The organism is Streptococcus sp. VTCC 12886, assembly GCF_049893425.1.
GTDB lineage: Bacteria > Bacillota > Bacilli > Lactobacillales > Streptococcaceae > Streptococcus > Streptococcus suis_AA.
This window is the reverse complement of the sequence record NZ_JBMVJB010000012.1, coordinates 1-15,486: the sequence shown is the minus strand read 5'-3', so window position 1 is coordinate 15,486 and position 15,486 is coordinate 1. Positions and strand designations below refer to the sequence as shown.

Here is a 15,486-nt window from a genome sequence, read left to right as displayed (position 1 = left end):
GTATGGGATTATTTGATCGATTATTTGGACAAGAATCGCAGGAACAAAAACAAGTTGAAGTTGGTGAAGAAGTTGAAACGCACCAGACAGCTGAAAATGAACAAGTGGCTGTGGTTGCGACCAATTCTGATGATAGTTCAGCAGAAGGTGGAGAAGCTGTACTCTTGACTGCTGAACAAGAAGCGCAAAAACAACGGACACTTGATATGATGGCTCAGTATTATGCGGCCAAAGAAGCAGCAGCTGCCCGCGTGAAAGAGGCGCAAGAGAAAGGTTTTGATCCTGCTATTCAGACAAAACCAAAAGAAGAGCCAGTTCAAGAAATTGTACAAGAAGTACAAGAAAGTGAGCAAGACAAGTACCAGCGGACTTTGAAGAAAACAAGAACTGGATTTGGTGCAAGGCTCAATGAATTCTTTGCTAATTTCCGTTCAGTGGATGAGGAATTTTTCGAGGAGTTAGAAGAATTGTTGATTTTGTCAGACGTTGGCGTGCAAGTAGCTTCGACTCTGACTGAGGAGCTCCGCTATGAAGCCAAGTTACAAAATGTCAAGAAGACAGAGGAACTCCGTCGTGTCATCATTGAAAAATTGGTGGATATTTATGAGAAGGATGGTCAGTTTAGTGAGCAGATCAATTTCCAAGATGATTTGACAGTGATGCTCTTTGTGGGTGTCAACGGCGTTGGGAAGACGACTTCAATTGGTAAGTTGGCCTACAAATACAAGCAAGCTGGCAAGAAAGTCATGCTGGTTGCGGCGGACACCTTCCGTGCGGGGGCGGTAGCCCAGCTGGTCGAGTGGGGGCGCCGTGTCGATGTGCCTGTAGTCACAGGACCTGAAAAATCAGATCCAGCTAGTGTGGTCTTTGACGGTGTCCAACGTGCCGTAGCAGAAGGCGTAGATATTCTCATGATTGATACAGCTGGTCGCCTGCAGAATAAAGACAACCTCATGGCAGAGCTGGAAAAAATTGGTCGCATCATCAAACGGACTCTTCCTGATGCACCGCATGAAACCCTCTTAGCCATGGATGCTTCCACTGGTCAAAACGCTCTCAGTCAGGCAAAGGAATTTGCAAAGATTACCCCGTTAACAGGTCTCGTCCTGACCAAGCTAGACGGAACAGCCAAAGGTGGTGTCGTCCTTGCTATCCGTCAGGAGTTGGATATTCCTGTTAAACTGATTGGTTTCGGTGAGAAAATCGATGATATCGGTGAGTTCAAATCTGAAGAGTTCATGCGTGGACTTTTGGAAGGATTGATATAGAATGAAAAAAAGTAGTTAACTGAGAAAGTTAGCTACTTTTGTGTTTTCATTTTTTCCGCAATAAAGCCTCAATCCAGTCAGGTGCATAGGCTGAAGTACAACCTTTGGCAACTTTCATTTCAGAATATACTCCTAATTTCTGTCCGATTGCCCTCCCTTTTTCTAGATAGTCAGGATATGTAACTGCAATTTCTACCAAGCACTGGTTCATGGTCCACTGGATAAGTGGGTCCGTAGTTTTTAAATGCTCTTCGATATAAGTAAGTGTTTGTTCAATTTCTTGGTCTGTAGCGGTTTTTCTAGCAAAATATTTGGCCCGAAGGAACCATCCAAGTCGTTGAAAAATAGCTTGGTCTTGGGTGAGTAAGTATTCTTCCCAGTCTTTGCTATCCCTTCGTTTACTAAGAATAAGGGAGGCAAGTTTATCTAGAACATTGTGGGAGACTTGTTTACTAATACTACTTTTTAGGTCAGAAGCTTCAAGTTGGTCTGGCTTGTTTTTGACAATTTGAATGGCTAGGTATTGAGCTTCAAGAATGCCGGTTTGCCAAAGCGGTACAAAGAGATCGGATTGATTCATGTAAGTCTTTGCGATTTTTGAGAGGGCTCCCATTGGTACACCATAATATGGCTTTGTCTCACCAATTTCATCATAGCGTTTGAGAGTCCCAGCATGGCTGGCTTCCTCGAGTTGGCTCAGAATTGTCTTTATTTCAGTCATTAAAATATTTCTCCGAAAAAAACTGGAGTAATCCAGTTTTGTACATGATTTATTATAGGAGGCCACGCTCACGATACCAAACATCCGGCGTCCATACCCACTTGCATCCGTAATGATCTAGTAAATCGAATGCGGCCTGTGGCCCCATTGTCCCAGCAGAATAGGTATGCAATGGAACCTGATTACTTGACCAAATATCGATGACCCGGTCAATCAGACTCCAACTTGCTTTTACTTCTTCCCAATGGCTAAAATTAGTGGAATCGCCATTTAAGACATCGAAAAAGAGTTTTTCATAGGCTTCAGGTGAATTGCCAAGAGCAGTAGCATTGTGACGGAAGTTGAGTTTGGCAGGAGCAAGGGCAAAGTGCGGACCAACTTCTTTTCCATTTATGGATAACATAAAGCCTTCAGTAGGCTGAATATAGATTGTCAATACATTTGCTTCAGAAGGCTGACCAAAAATATTTTCCGCATGTTTAAAGGTAATTGTAACACGAGTCCCTTTCTCGGTTAGTCGTTTACCTGTACGGAAGAAGAATGGGACATCGCGGAAACGGTCTGTATCGACAAAGAAGACACCGCTAGCAAATGTTTCAGTCTGTGAACCATCGGCAATATTAGGTTCATCTAGGTAGCTGACATAATCTTTCCCATCAATAGAACCTGCAGTATATTGGCCACGAATAAAGTTTTGTTTCAATTCTTCATCAGTTTGATGGCGAAGGTGTTGGAAAACTCTAATTTTCTCAGCTCGAACATCTTCTTCTTTGAAACTAGCTGGTTTATCCATTGCTAAAAGTGACAGAACTTGAAGTGCGTGATTTTGTACCATATCTTTTAGTGCACCAGAATGATCATAGTAGGCACCACGGTCCTCAACCCCAATTGATTCAGCAAAAGTAATTTGGACATTATCGATATAATCACGGTTCCAGACATGTTCAAAAATAATATTGGCAAACCGAACTGCAAAGATATTTTGCACCATTTCTTTACCTAAGTAATGGTCGATACGATAGATTTGGTCTTCATTAAATGCAGCAGCCAACTCATCATTGAGCTTCGTAGCAGTTGCAAGACTTGTTCCAAATGGTTTTTCAATAATCAAACGTTCAAAACCTTGTCCGTCAACAATCTGCTCAGATTTGAGATGTTTGGCAATTGTACCGAAAAATTCCGGCGCCATAGAAAGGAAGAAGACCTTGTTGTGCTGAGTATCGTATTTTTCACACAAGTCGTCCTGCAATTTACGTAATGCTACATAATGCTCCGTATCATTAACGTCATGACTTTGATAGTAGAAATGGCTGGCAAATTCATGGGCTTGGCGTGGAGTATCTGGTAAGTCTCCAAGTGATTCAATAACAGTTTGTTCAAAAAATTCTTTGGTCCAAGGTCTTCGAGCTGTACCAATAACGGCAAAGTTTTCCCTGATATGTCCAGCCTTGTAGAGACGGAATAATGAAGGATAGAGTTTGCGTTTGGCAAGGTCGCCACTAGCACCAAAAATAGTAAACAATACATGTGATGACATAATTTCATTCCTATCTGTTGAGTATAAAAACTATTATAGCATAAATTGTCAGAAAATTCACTTTTAAGGCGAAATTGTTAGAAAACACGGTAAACATATGGAGAGTCCGGTTGTTCAATCTGGACAATAGATTGCAATTCTAATGTTGGAAGATTTTGTTTCAATGAGGTATGGTAAGTAACCCTGATTATGCCTTTGGCTTTAACCCAGGTGTTATTTGAAAATGGAGTATCAGACCCAGTAGAGAGCAGGCCATATACCCCTGAGTCTGCAATGCAGTGTATAATTCCGAAGCGAAAGATGAATTGTTGATGAACATTGTCAGGATCATTATAGACAAAACCTACCATCTCAACAGTTTTTCCTGAAAATTCCGTAGGATAGTCATAGATTGCCTCCATCACCTCCATGTAATTTTCACTAGTGACAATAATCTGATCTTCAGCGATGTAGTGATTGGCAATTTCACGCATCTGACTCTGATAGGCAGATTTTGTAAAATAAATAGAACTGTCTGGTTTGAGATACTGAACCGTCGTTCCTTCTTGCGTCTGAGTCGTCGTATCATTTTCCGCAGCTAACGGGAAATGGTAGCCTTTTGCTGCGACAGTAGTTGAATCCAAGCTGACGGTCGGGAAGAGCCAGGCAACTAAAAGTGGTATCAATAAGAGGGCTAAACTGGCAAACTTGGCTGATTTCTTTGACAGATGGCTGTGTGTCTCTATCTCTTTTACCCAAATATACAATTGTACAATAGCTAATATAAAGGATAAGACCATGGATAGAAATGCTAAGTAACTATAGTGTAGGTTGATGTATTGGTTTAATTTTCCAGAGACATAAAGATACATGGTCATCTCAAAATAGCCTGCAAGAATTAAAAATCGAATCATGCCACACCTCCAAGTAGGAGACTATACCCTAGAATGACTAGAGTTATAACCGAGATAAATCCAATAATAAATTTACCTGTAAAGTAATGTTTCATCATGAGTAAATTTTTGACATCAATCATTGGTCCGATGACCAAGAAGGCCATCACCGGAGCAAAGCCAAAACTTGATAAAAGAGATGCAGCGATGAAGGCATCTGCCTCTGAGCAAAGTGAAAGAAGAAACGCCAATAACATCATCAGCAGAATGGCAGATAATGGATTGTGACCAATGGTCGTCAGGACAGCAGTTGGAATATAAACCTGAACCAAACTAGCAAAAAGGCAACCGAAAACCAGATAGCGACCCGTATCAAAAAATTCATCAATAGCATGAATAAGTGCAAAACCGACTTTTTGCCAGCTTGTCTTATTGGAATAATCATGTTGGTGATGGCTTAACTTATTTTCTTTCAGTATCGGATTTTTTACAAAGAAACCTAGAATGATCCCCAGTACGACTGAAACAAGGATTGCTCCTAAGGCACGATACGTGGCAAAAAGCATAGAATTACCAAATGCAGTATACGTTGCAAATAGTACAATGGGATTGATTACAGGAGCAGTAACTAGGAATGGGATAGCTGTGTATTGGGGAACTTTTTTCTCCAATAATCGATTGACAATTGGAACAATCCCACATTCGCAGGAAGGAAAAATAAAACCAATAAAGGTGCCAAAAAGAATGGCGAGAACCCTGTTTTGGGGAAGGAGTTTATGTACTTTCTCAGGGGTGATAAACACATCGATAAAACCAGAAATCATTGCTCCAATCAATACAAAGGGTAAGGCTTCAATGATAATAGACAGGAAAATAGCCCCTGCCTGCAGAACGGAGGTAGGAAGTTGATTGAAATCAAACATACTATTTATCATCCTGCTTCAAGTTGTTTTTTCCGGAATTTATTTTTGATTTTGGATCTGGATACTCAATTTCTTCTAGATTTTCAAATGAAGCAAATTCTTCGAGCATTTTTTCTAAATCATCTTGTCGTTTATATGTTACAGCCATGGGGCACCTCCAAAAATAATATATGCTCATTATACCTTTTTTACCCAAAAATATCTAAAAGAATCTGATTGATTTGAAGTCCAAAATATACTTAGCAACTTCAAATCATGTTATAATACTCTTATGGAAACAAGAATAACAGAATTAGTTAGCTTGCTGAATCAGTATGCTAAAGAATATTATCAATTGGATCGACCAAGTGTATCGGATGCCGAATATGACAAGCTCTATCGTGAGTTAGTTGAGCTCGAGACAGCACATCCAGAACTGATTTTACCAGATAGCCCAACCCATCGAGTGGGTGGGAAAGTATTAGATGGTTTTGAGAAATATAGCCATGTTTATCCTCTTTTTAGTCTGCAGGATGCATTTTCGCGTGCAGAATTAGAAACGTTTGATCAGCGTGTACGCAAGGAATTTCCACAGGCAAGTTATATTTGTGAGCTGAAGATTGATGGCCTTTCCATTTCCCTTACCTATGAAGCTGGAAAACTTGTTGTTGGAGCTACACGCGGGGATGGCAGTATTGGTGAAAATATTACTGAGAATTTAAAACGTGTAGCTGATATTCCTTTGACCTTGCCCGAGGCGATTGATATTACCGTTCGAGGGGAATGTTATATGCCCAAAGCTTCTTTTGCTCGTGTTAACAAACAACGTGAAGAGGCTGGAGAAGCTGAGTTTGCTAACCCTAGAAATGCCGCTGCAGGAACCCTCCGTCAATTAGATACAGCTGTCGTTGCTCAACGTGGACTTGCTACCTTTTTTTACCAAGAGGCGAGTCCATCTGATGCAGTCAGTCAATCAGAGGTTCTTCATAAGCTAGATACCCTTGGTTTTACGATAAATCACGATTATCATTTGGCAAATACCATTGATGATGTGTGGGAGTTTATTGAAAAAATGGCAGAGCGCCGAGATGATCTCCCCTATGAGATTGATGGCATAGTCATTAAAGTAAATGATTTATCTGCACAAGAAGAGTTGGGTTTTACGGTCAAGGCACCACGATGGGCTATTGCCTATAAATTCCCAGCCGAGGAAAAGGAAACTGAAATCTTGTCGGTTGATTGGACTGTTGGTCGTACGGGTGTCGTAACTCCAACTGCAAACCTCAGTCCTGTTCAATTAGCGGGGACGACGGTCAGTCGAGCGACCTTGCACAACGTAGACTATATCGCCGAAAAAGATATTCGTATTGGTGATACAGTTATTGTATATAAAGCAGGAGACATTATTCCAGCAGTGCTGAAAGTGGTGGACAAGTATCGTACCATTCAAGAACCGATGCCTATCCCAACTATCTGTCCAAGTTGTGCTGGTATCCTACAACATTATGAAGATGAAGTTGCCCTGCGCTGTATCAATCCTTTGTGTCCAAGTCAGTTGATGAGTAAGTTGGAACATTTTGCTAGTCGTGATGCCATGAATATTGCAGGATTGGGAACGTCTATCGTTGAAAAATTGTTCCTGTCACAATTAGTTCATGATGTTGCAGATATTTATCAATTAACGGTCAACGATTTACTGACTGTAGATGGGTTTAAGGAAAAATCAGCTGAAAAATTATATCAAGCAATCCAAAGTTCCAAAACAAATTCAGCGGAGCGCCTCTTATTTGGGTTGGGAATTCGTCATGTTGGTAGCAAAGCAAGTAAAATATTATTGGAAAAATTTGGCGATTTGGAATCGTTAGCAAAAGCTGATCAAGATACTATTTCCTCGTTAGAAGGATTAGGACAAGTCATTGCAAAGTCAATTACAACTTATTTTACTAGTCAAGGAGCTCAACAACTTTTACACGAACTTAAGGAAGTTGGGGTAAACTTAGCTTATCTTGGACAGGTAGCAGATGAAAATGCTGCCTTATCCGGTATGACAGTTGTATTAACGGGCAAATTGGAAAGAATGAAACGCAATGAGGCTAAGACTAAATTAGAATCCTTAGGAGCGACTGTAGCTGGCTCAGTTTCTAAGAAAACAAATCTTGTTGTCGCAGGAACGGATGCTGGTAGTAAACTGGCCAAGGCACAAGAACTCGGGATTGAAATAAAAGATGAAGCTTGGCTAGAAAACCTTTAAAAGGAATGAACGATGAAAAAAAGAAAACGTGCGCGATTGATTTATAATCCGACTTCGGGTCAGGAAATTATGAAAAAAAATGTAGCAGAAGTATTGCACATTTTTGAAGGATATGGATATGAAACGTCTGCTTTTCAAACTACTCCTGAGCCAGATTCTGCAAAAAATGAAGCAAAAAGAGCCGCACTTGATGGATTTGATTTAATCATTGCTGCAGGTGGTGATGGTACTATCAATGAAGTGGTTAATGGCATTGCTCCACTCGAAAAAAGGCCTAAAATGGCTATTATTCCTACAGGAACAACAAATGACTACGCGCGTGCATTAAAAATTCCAAGAGGAAATCCAGTCGAGGCAGCAAAGATAATTGGCAAGAAGCAGACCATTTTAATGGACATTGGCTTAGCAAAAAATAAAAAAAATGGTACTCAACAAGAGCATTATTTTATAAATATTGCAGCTGCTGGAACCTTAACTGAGCTTACTTATAGCGTTCCAAGTCAGCTTAAGACTATGTTTGGCTATTTGGCATATGTGGTAAAAGGGGCCGAGTTGTTACCAAGAGTCCAATTTACACCAGTTAGAGTGAAGCATGATCAAGGGGTATTTGAAGGATCTGTATCCTTAATTTTTGTAGCCCTTACCAACTCAATTGGGGGGTTTGAACAAATTGTTCCAGATGCAAAATTAGATGATGGTAATTTTACACTATTGATGGTTAAAACAGGCAACTTATTTGAAATTTTGCATTTAATTCGTCAGGTTTTAGATGGTGGAAAACATATCGGCAGTAAATTAATTGAGTACATTAAGACTAAGAGTTTGACAATAGAAAACCTTCAATCTACTAACAGACTGATGATTAATTTGGATGGTGAGTTTGGAGGAGAAGCGCCTGTTGAACTGAAGAATTTAGCAAATCATATTGAATTCTTTGCAGACACAGACCTTGTATCAGATGATGCCATCACACTCGATATGGATCAAATCAATCGAGAAAAAATGGCTAAACGATTTATTGAAGAATCTGATCATATGGATGAAACTATTAAAGATGAAACTATTAAATAGGTAGAAAAGATGAAAAGTCTTTTCTTTTTCTTTTAAAAATGCGAATTAAACGCTTCCAACAGCGATATTTTCTTGACAAATAGGTGTTTTAGGAGTATCCTTACATGGTATTAAATTTTAAAAGGAGAATTCGTTATGAATTTAGGCGCATTGGCCCTTGGTTTGGCCTGTCTTGGTGTAAGTATCGGTGAGGGACTTTTGGTATCTTCTTATATTAGTTCGTCTGCACGTCAACCAGAAATGCAAAGTAAATTGATGTCTGGTGTTTTCTTGGGTGTTGCCTTTATCGAGGGAACTTTCTTCGTCACTTTGGCTATGACATTCGTCTTGAAATAGTAGAAAATAGAGAAATAGAAAAGGGGGGAACCTCAATTGGAAGAAACTTTAAGTCCAACCCTTACCCTTGGTCCCGTAACCTTTGACCTGACCATGGTATTGGTTTCAGTCATTATCATTTCGGTTATTTTCTTACTTGTGTTTTGGGCTAGTCGTCGGATGGAACTTAAGCCAAAAGGAAAACAAAATGTTTTGGAATATGTTTACGAACTAACGATCAACTTTACAAAAGGAAACCTTGGTGATGAGGAAGCAAAGCGCTATTCTTTGTTTTTCTTTACAGTTTTCACTTTTCTTTTGCTTGCCAATAATTTGGGATTAATGACGAAGTTGGAAACACCAGAGGGACAAAATTTGTGGACTTCTCCAACGGCTAATATGGCTTACGACTTTGGTCTTGCTGGTATAGCAATACTTTTTTGTCATTTTGAAGGGATTCGCCGTCGTGGCTTTAAAGAATACTTTAAAGCTTTTGTTACACCTTGGGCAATGGCTCCAATGAATATTTTGGAAGAAGTGACCAATCTTGTGTCGCTTGCTCTTCGTTTATATGGTAATATTTATGCCGGTGAAGTGCTTGTTTCTCTTCTTCTACAATTATCTCAACAAAATGCATTTGCATACCCAATAGCCTTTGTTCTAAACATTGTTTGGACAGGTTTCTCTGTATTTATTTCATGCTTACAGAGTTATGTATTTGTTATGTTGGTATCTATGTATCTGAATAAGAAAATAAATGGAGAGAGTGAGTAATAGAGGGATAAATAATGACGACACAAATTACAATGCAGTCAAGTACTGTACTAGGAAATTTTATCCTCGCTACAGCATCTTTTGCAGTTTTAATTATTTTAATTCGTGTATTCGCTTGGAATAAAATTACTGGAATTTTTGAAGAACGTGAAAAGAAGATTGCAGGTGATATTGATGCGGCTGAAGAAAAATTAGCAGTTGCAACTGCCCTTGTGAAACAACGAGAAGATGAATTAGTGCAAGGTCGTATTGAAGGACAAAAAATCATTCAAGACGCAGTAGAGCGTGCTAAATTGGAGAAAAAGCGAATTCTTGAACAGGCTGAAGTTGAAGTGCAAGGCTTGAAAACAAAAGCACAAATGGAAATTGAATCTGAAAAACGTGAGGTTCAAGAAACACTTCGCGTTCAAGTTGCTAATTTGGCAGTCGATATTGCAGGAAAAATTATTTTTGAAGATTTGGATCAACAGGCACACAGCAATTTGATTGATCGGTATTTGGACAAATTAGGAGTCAAGTAGATGAACGCTAGAGAAAATGCCCTCGTGCAAAAGTATGCTCTATCATTTGTTGAAAAAGTCAGTGACAGTTCAGAAATTTGGAACATGTATGATCAGATTTCTGAGTTGATAACTATCATTCATGATAGTAAATTGAACCGTCTCTTATTGTCGGCTACAGTTTCAAGAGAAGAAAAAGCAGCTTTTGTACGCACTGTTCGTCAATCTAGTTATTGGCAAATCAATGATTTAATTGAAGATGTGATTCGAGATGGACATGCAGATTTACTTCTGGAAACTCTTGAACGCGCTCAACTTCAAATCAGTAAATTAAAAAATGAGTTTGATACACATATTGCATCAGTTTATCCATTAACGGAACAACAAAAATCTCGTTTACGTCAATTAGTCGAGGAACGGTTTGGTTTGCGTGTTCATAATATTGTTGAAGAACTGGATGCTTCATTATTAGGTGGTTTTGTTTTGACAATTAACCATAAAGTAATTGACGCAAGTGTTCGTACACAATTAAAGGATGTTAGAAAAAAACTATAGAAAGTGGTGTTCTTTTGATAAATGCACAAGAAATTAGCGCTTTACTAAAACAACAAATCGAAGAGTTTCAACCTAACTTTGATTATACAGAGACTGGTGTAGTTACCTACATTGGTGATGGTATTGCACGTGCGCAAGGTCTTGATAATGCCATGAGTGGAGAGCTGTTAATCTTTGAAAATGGCACCATTGGTATGGCTCAGAACTTGGAGACAAATGACGTCGGTATCATTATTCTTGGCGGATTTACAGATATTCGTGAGGGTTCAGTTGTTCGTCGTACAGGAAAAATCATGGAAGTACCAGTTGGGTCTGGATTGATTGGTCGTGTCATTAATCCTTTGGGGCAACCAGTCGATGGATTGGGCGAAATTCGCACAAGCAAAACTCGTCCGATTGAATACCCAGCACCAGGTGTTATGCAGCGTAAATCAGTAAATGAACCCCTTCAAACTGGTCTGAAAGCGATTGATGCCTTGGTACCAATTGGTCGTGGACAACGTGAATTGATTATCGGTGACCGTCAAACAGGTAAAACTTCTGTAGCTATTGATGCTATCTTGAACCAAAAAGGTCAAGATATGATTTGTATCTATGTAGCAATCGGTCAAAAAGAATCTACAGTTCGTACTCAAGTAGAAACACTTCGTCAATATGGCGCGTTAGATTATACTATAGTTGTGACAGCATCTGCTTCACAACCATCCCCATTACTTTTCTTAGCACCTTATGCTGGGGTTGCAATGGCGGAAGAATTTATGTATGAAGGCAAACATGTTTTGATTGTCTACGATGATTTATCAAAACAAGCGGTAGCATATCGAGAATTGTCTCTCTTGCTTCGCCGTCCTCCAGGTCGTGAAGCATATCCAGGGGATGTATTCTACTTGCACAGTCGTTTATTGGAACGTTCCGCAAAAGTTTCTGATGAATTGGGCGGAGGTTCCATTACAGCCTTGCCATTTATTGAAACACAAGCTGGTGATATCTCTGCTTATATTGCAACCAACGTGATTTCCATTACAGATGGACAAATTTTCTTAAAAGACGATTTGTTTAACTCTGGTATTCGTCCAGCGATTGATCCCGGATCTTCTGTATCACGTGTTGGTGGTTCCGCCCAAATTAAGGCCATGAAAAAGGTTGCTGGTACCCTTCGTATCGATTTGGCTTCTTATCGTGAATTGGAAGCATTTACGCAATTTGGGTCTGATTTGGATGCAGCAACACAAGCAAAACTCAATCGTGGTCGACGTACAGTGGAAGTTTTGAAACAACCATTGCACAAACCACTTCCAGTTGAAAAACAGGTTTTGATTTTGTATGCTTTGACAAATGGATATTTGGATTCAGTTCCGATTGATGATATTTTAGCATTTGAAGAAGAGTTGTATGCATACTTTGATTTGCACTATGATAATCTTTTGGATGTCATTCGTACAACGAAAGATCTTCCAGATACGGATGAGTTGAATACTGCTATTCAAACATTCAAAGACCAATCAATCTTTAAATAAAGGAGTATAGGATGGCAGGTTCTCTTAATGAAATCAAATTAAGAATAGCATCAACCAAGAAAACCAGTCAAATCACAGGTGCCATGCAGATGGTTTCTGCATCAAAGTTGGCGAAATCAGAGCAGTTGTCGAAATCATTTCAGATTTATGCTAGTAAAGTTCGGGCGATTACGACGGATTTGTTACGTGGTGAACTAATGACATCAGATACTAGTAATCCGATGCTCATTCGACGTCCTATTCAAAAAGTGGGTTATATTGTCATCACCTCAGATAGTGGCTTAAAAGGTTCTTATAATTCTAGTATTTTAAAAGCTGTTATGGAAATGATTAATCAGGACCATCAGTCAAATGGAGAGTTTGAGATTATTGCTATTGGGGGGATGGGTGCTGATTTTTTCCGCGCACGTGGTATCAACCCTGTGTTTGAATTGCGTGGAATTGCTGATAATCCTAGCTTTGAAGAAGTCCAAAAAATCATTTCTAAATCTGTAGAAATGTATAAAAATGAGCTGTTTGATGAACTTTATGTTTGTTACAATCATCATGTAAATAGTTTGACTAGCCAAGTACGTGTACAGCAAATGCTTCCTGTTGAAGATTTAGACCATAATGAAGTAGATGGCTATACGGCGACATTTGAATTGGAACCAAATCGTGAAATGATATTGGACCAATTGTTGACTCAATACGCAGAATCAACCATTTACGGGGCGCTTTTGGATGCTAAGACTGCTGAAAATGCTGCTGGTATGACTGCGATGCAGACTGCGACAGATAATGCGAAGAATGTTATTTCGGATTTAACAATTCAATACAATAGGGCGCGTCAGGCTGCTATTACTCAGGAAATCACTGAGATTGTTGCCGGCGCATCAGCTCTTGAGTAGGTTAGGAAAAGAGGAAATAGAATGAGTTCAGGTAAAATTACTCAGGTTGTTGGTCCTGTTGTAGACGTCGCGTTTGCAGCAGAAGATAAACTTCCTGAGATTAACAATGCACTTGTTGTATATAAAAATGATGATTCTAAACAAAAAGTTGTGCTAGAAGTTGCACTGGAGCTTGGTGACGGGGTTGTTCGGACAATTGCTATGGAATCAACTGACGGATTGACTCGTGGAATGGAAGTGCTTGACACAGGTCGTCCGATTTCAGTTCCTGTTGGTAAAGAGACGCTGGGTCGTGTCTTTAACGTTTTAGGGGATACAATTGACCTTGAGGAACCGTTTCCGTCAGATTTTGATCGTGAACCGATTCACAAAAAGGCTCCTTCTTTTGATGAATTATCGACTTCAAATGAAATTTTGGAAACAGGTATTAAAGTTATTGACCTTTTAGCTCCTTATCTTAAAGGTGGTAAAGTTGGACTTTTCGGTGGTGCCGGTGTTGGTAAGACAGTTCTTATCCAAGAATTGATTCATAACATCGCTCAAGAACATGGTGGTATTTCTGTATTTACTGGTGTTGGTGAGCGTACTCGTGAAGGGAACGACCTTTACTGGGAAATGAAAGAGTCTGGTGTTATTGAAAAAACAGCCATGGTCTTTGGTCAGATGAATGAGCCACCAGGTGCACGTATGCGTGTTGCCCTTACTGGTTTGACGATAGCTGAATATTTCCGTGATGTTGAAGGTCAAGACGTTCTCTTATTTATTGATAATATTTTCCGTTTCACTCAAGCAGGTTCAGAAGTGTCAGCCCTCTTGGGTCGTATGCCTTCAGCCGTTGGTTATCAGCCAACCCTTGCTACTGAGATGGGACAATTGCAAGAACGGATTACTTCAACTAAGAAGGGTTCTGTAACTTCTATTCAGGCGATTTATGTTCCTGCGGATGACTATACTGACCCTGCTCCAGCAACAGCGTTTGCCCATTTGGATTCTACAACCAACTTGGAGCGTAAGTTGACTCAATTAGGTATTTATCCAGCGGTTGATCCATTAGCATCATCTTCTCGTGCCTTGGCTCCTGAAGTTGTAGGTGAGGAGCACTATGCTGTAGCGATGGAAGTAAAACGTGTTCTTCAACGTTACCAAGAATTGCAAGATATTATTGCCATTCTCGGTATGGATGAATTGTCTGATGAGGAAAAGACTTTAGTTGGTCGTGCACGTCGGATTCAATTCTTCTTGTCTCAAAACTTTAACGTTGCTGAACAATTTACAGGTATGCCAGGTTCCTACGTTCCTGTTGCAGAAACCGTTAAAGGTTTTAAGGAAATTTTAGATGGTAAACATGATCATTTGCCTGAAGATGCTTTCCGAAATGTTGGTTCAATTGAGGATGTAGTCGCTAAAGCTGCTAAAATGAAATACTAGAGGTGGCATATGGCACATATGACTGTTCAAGTAGTGACACCAGATGGAATAAAATATGATCACCATGCAGCCTTTGTTTTGGTTAAGACCAAAGAGGGAGAATTGGGGATTTATCCAGGTCACTTAGAATTGATTGCTGTTTTAGAAATTGATGAGATGAAAGTACGACGTGTTGATGATGATAACCACGTGGATTGGATTGCAGTCAATGGTGGTATCATCGAAATCAACAAAGATTTGATAACAATTGTCTCTGATTCTGCTGAGAGGGAACGAGACATTGATATTAGTCGAGCAGAACGGGCCAAATTGAGAGCGGAGCGTGAATTAGAAGAAGCTCAGAACGCTCGGAATATTGATATGGAAAAACGGGCTGCAGTTGCACTCCAACGAGCAATCAACCGTATTCGTGTTGGGAAACATTAAGACCTATGGGATTGGACCTTGTTCCGTCCGTGATAAGTGAACTTAGGAAAAATTGTATTTTATAAGTCGAAGAGTGAATGGGATTGGGCATAAGTTTAGTCTCACATCGCTCTTTTTATGATGTATTTTTTGTAGAAAATCAGTTGCGGCTGTAAAAGTTTAAGAGTAGTGGTGTGTTAGTTTCCTATCTTTTTTAGTACTTATCGGCCGAATATATGGAAAATAACAGATAAGACAGACAAGTGTGATATTACTTCACACGTTGCTTGCCCTAAAGCTAAAATAGTTGCTAGAAAGCTTCAAAATCTATGATTTTGAGGCTTTTTACTATGCAGGAATATTTTACTCCGATACATCAAAAATGCAGAATGAGAGGACTTTTGTAACTGCCCAATAACAAGGTATCTATCCAATCACTCCTTCCTCCAGTATACTGTTATAAAAAACAAACTGGAGGAT

16 protein-coding genes are annotated in these 15,486 nt (G+C 39.6%); 11 read left to right on the top strand and 5 right to left on the bottom strand.

Translation table 11 applies throughout. The annotated features are described in order from the left end of the window. The first annotated feature begins 2 nt into the window (after positions 1-2). A complete protein-coding gene (gene ftsY, locus ACPC57_RS05075) occupies positions 3-1,268 on the top strand; it encodes a signal recognition particle-docking protein FtsY (protein ID WP_434066435.1) in 1,266 nt (421 codons plus the stop codon). A 46-nt stretch (positions 1,269-1,314) separates the two neighbouring features. On the opposite strand, the gene ACPC57_RS05070 is transcribed toward ftsY, so the two are convergent. The 5 genes from ACPC57_RS05070 to ACPC57_RS05050 form a co-directional block, all read right to left on the bottom strand. Continuing rightward, positions 1,315-1,989, bottom strand: coding sequence for a DNA alkylation repair protein (locus ACPC57_RS05070; protein WP_434066434.1), 675 nt, complete (start codon positions 1,987-1,989; stop codon positions 1,315-1,317). A gap of 52 nt (positions 1,990-2,041) precedes the next feature. Then, positions 2,042-3,526 (bottom strand): glucose-6-phosphate dehydrogenase, encoded by a 1,485-nt coding sequence (zwf, locus tag ACPC57_RS05065; protein ID WP_277837009.1) that lies wholly within the window; start codon positions 3,524-3,526, stop codon positions 2,042-2,044. A 77-nt stretch (positions 3,527-3,603) separates the two neighbouring features. Then, positions 3,604-4,419, bottom strand: a complete 816-nt coding sequence (locus tag ACPC57_RS05060) for a TIGR03943 family putative permease subunit (RefSeq protein ID WP_434066433.1) — start codon at positions 4,417-4,419, stop codon at positions 3,604-3,606. Beyond that, complete coding sequence (locus tag ACPC57_RS05055; RefSeq protein WP_434064897.1) at positions 4,416-5,321, bottom strand: permease; 906 nt, start codon at positions 5,319-5,321, stop codon at positions 4,416-4,418. The genes ACPC57_RS05060 and ACPC57_RS05055 overlap by 4 nt, the downstream gene beginning before the upstream one ends. Position 5,322: 1 nt before the next feature. After that, positions 5,323-5,469, bottom strand: a complete 147-nt coding sequence (locus ACPC57_RS05050; protein WP_172035713.1) for an SPJ_0845 family protein — start codon at positions 5,467-5,469, stop codon at positions 5,323-5,325. Between the two features lie 123 nt (positions 5,470-5,592). On the opposite strand from ACPC57_RS05050, the gene ligA reads away from it, so the two are divergent. The 10 genes from ligA to ACPC57_RS05000 all read left to right on the top strand — a co-directional run bounded on the left by ligA (position 5,593) and on the right by ACPC57_RS05000 (position 15,027). Then, positions 5,593-7,551, top strand: coding sequence for an NAD-dependent DNA ligase LigA (gene ligA / locus ACPC57_RS05045; RefSeq protein ID WP_434066432.1), 1,959 nt, complete (start codon positions 5,593-5,595; stop codon positions 7,549-7,551). A 12-nt stretch (positions 7,552-7,563) separates the two neighbouring features. Continuing rightward, positions 7,564-8,622 carry a diacylglycerol kinase family lipid kinase gene (locus tag ACPC57_RS05040; protein ID WP_289648696.1) on the top strand — a complete coding sequence of 353 codons (1,059 nt, stop codon included), beginning with the start codon at positions 7,564-7,566 and terminating at the stop codon, positions 8,620-8,622. A 135-nt stretch (positions 8,623-8,757) separates the two neighbouring features. Further along, on the top strand, positions 8,758-8,958 hold the full coding sequence (locus ACPC57_RS05035; RefSeq protein ID WP_171988714.1) for a F0F1 ATP synthase subunit C: 201 nt from the start codon (positions 8,758-8,760) through the stop codon (positions 8,956-8,958). Between the two features lie 36 nt (positions 8,959-8,994). Continuing rightward, positions 8,995-9,711, top strand: coding sequence for a F0F1 ATP synthase subunit A (atpB, locus tag ACPC57_RS05030; protein ID WP_434066431.1), 717 nt, complete (start codon positions 8,995-8,997; stop codon positions 9,709-9,711). 14 nt (positions 9,712-9,725) lie between these two features. Next, positions 9,726-10,232: a F0F1 ATP synthase subunit B gene (gene atpF, locus ACPC57_RS05025; protein ID WP_434066430.1), complete on the top strand. Its 507-nt coding sequence runs from the start codon at positions 9,726-9,728 to the stop codon at positions 10,230-10,232. Continuing rightward, the gene (locus tag ACPC57_RS05020) at positions 10,233-10,766 is read left to right on the top strand and encodes a F0F1 ATP synthase subunit delta (protein WP_434064899.1); all 534 of its coding nucleotides are present in this window, start codon (positions 10,233-10,235) and stop codon (positions 10,764-10,766) included. Beyond that, positions 10,763-12,283, top strand: a complete 1,521-nt coding sequence (atpA, locus tag ACPC57_RS05015; protein ID WP_434064953.1) for a F0F1 ATP synthase subunit alpha — start codon at positions 10,763-10,765, stop codon at positions 12,281-12,283. The genes ACPC57_RS05020 and atpA overlap by 4 nt, the downstream gene beginning before the upstream one ends. Before the next feature lie 11 nt (positions 12,284-12,294). After that, entirely contained in the window at positions 12,295-13,173 is an 879-nt protein-coding gene (locus ACPC57_RS05010) for a F0F1 ATP synthase subunit gamma (protein WP_217373890.1), read from the top strand. Between the two features lie 21 nt (positions 13,174-13,194). Continuing rightward, the gene (gene atpD, locus ACPC57_RS05005; protein ID WP_434066429.1) at positions 13,195-14,601 is read left to right on the top strand and encodes a F0F1 ATP synthase subunit beta; all 1,407 of its coding nucleotides are present in this window, start codon (positions 13,195-13,197) and stop codon (positions 14,599-14,601) included. A gap of 9 nt (positions 14,602-14,610) precedes the next feature. After that, positions 14,611-15,027, top strand: a complete 417-nt coding sequence (locus ACPC57_RS05000; protein ID WP_277844613.1) for a F0F1 ATP synthase subunit epsilon — start codon at positions 14,611-14,613, stop codon at positions 15,025-15,027. Positions 15,028-15,486: the final 459 nt, after the last annotated feature.

Coding starts and splice junctions, on each gene's coding strand:
- ACPC57_RS05040 (WP_289648696.1), top strand. CDS start 7,564: ATGAAAAAAAGAAAACGTGCGCGATTGATTTATAATCCGACTTCGGGT.
- ligA (WP_434066432.1), top strand. CDS start 5,593: ATGGAAACAAGAATAACAGAATTAGTTAGCTTGCTGAATCAGTATGCT.
- zwf (WP_277837009.1), bottom strand. CDS start 3,526: ATGTCATCACATGTATTGTTTACTATTTTTGGTGCTAGTGGCGACCTT.
- ACPC57_RS05010 (WP_217373890.1), top strand. CDS start 12,295: ATGGCAGGTTCTCTTAATGAAATCAAATTAAGAATAGCATCAACCAAG.
- atpD (WP_434066429.1), top strand. CDS start 13,195: ATGAGTTCAGGTAAAATTACTCAGGTTGTTGGTCCTGTTGTAGACGTC.
- ACPC57_RS05020 (WP_434064899.1), top strand. CDS start 10,233: ATGAACGCTAGAGAAAATGCCCTCGTGCAAAAGTATGCTCTATCATTT.
- ACPC57_RS05060 (WP_434066433.1), bottom strand. CDS start 4,419: ATGATTCGATTTTTAATTCTTGCAGGCTATTTTGAGATGACCATGTAT.
- ACPC57_RS05035 (WP_171988714.1), top strand. CDS start 8,758: ATGAATTTAGGCGCATTGGCCCTTGGTTTGGCCTGTCTTGGTGTAAGT.
- ACPC57_RS05070 (WP_434066434.1), bottom strand. CDS start 1,989: ATGACTGAAATAAAGACAATTCTGAGCCAACTCGAGGAAGCCAGCCAT.
- ACPC57_RS05000 (WP_277844613.1), top strand. CDS start 14,611: ATGGCACATATGACTGTTCAAGTAGTGACACCAGATGGAATAAAATAT.
- ftsY (WP_434066435.1), top strand. CDS start 3: ATGGGATTATTTGATCGATTATTTGGACAAGAATCGCAGGAACAAAAA.
- ACPC57_RS05055 (WP_434064897.1), bottom strand. CDS start 5,321: ATGTTTGATTTCAATCAACTTCCTACCTCCGTTCTGCAGGCAGGGGCT.
- ACPC57_RS05050 (WP_172035713.1), bottom strand. CDS start 5,469: ATGGCTGTAACATATAAACGACAAGATGATTTAGAAAAAATGCTCGAA.
- atpF (WP_434066430.1), top strand. CDS start 9,726: ATGACGACACAAATTACAATGCAGTCAAGTACTGTACTAGGAAATTTT.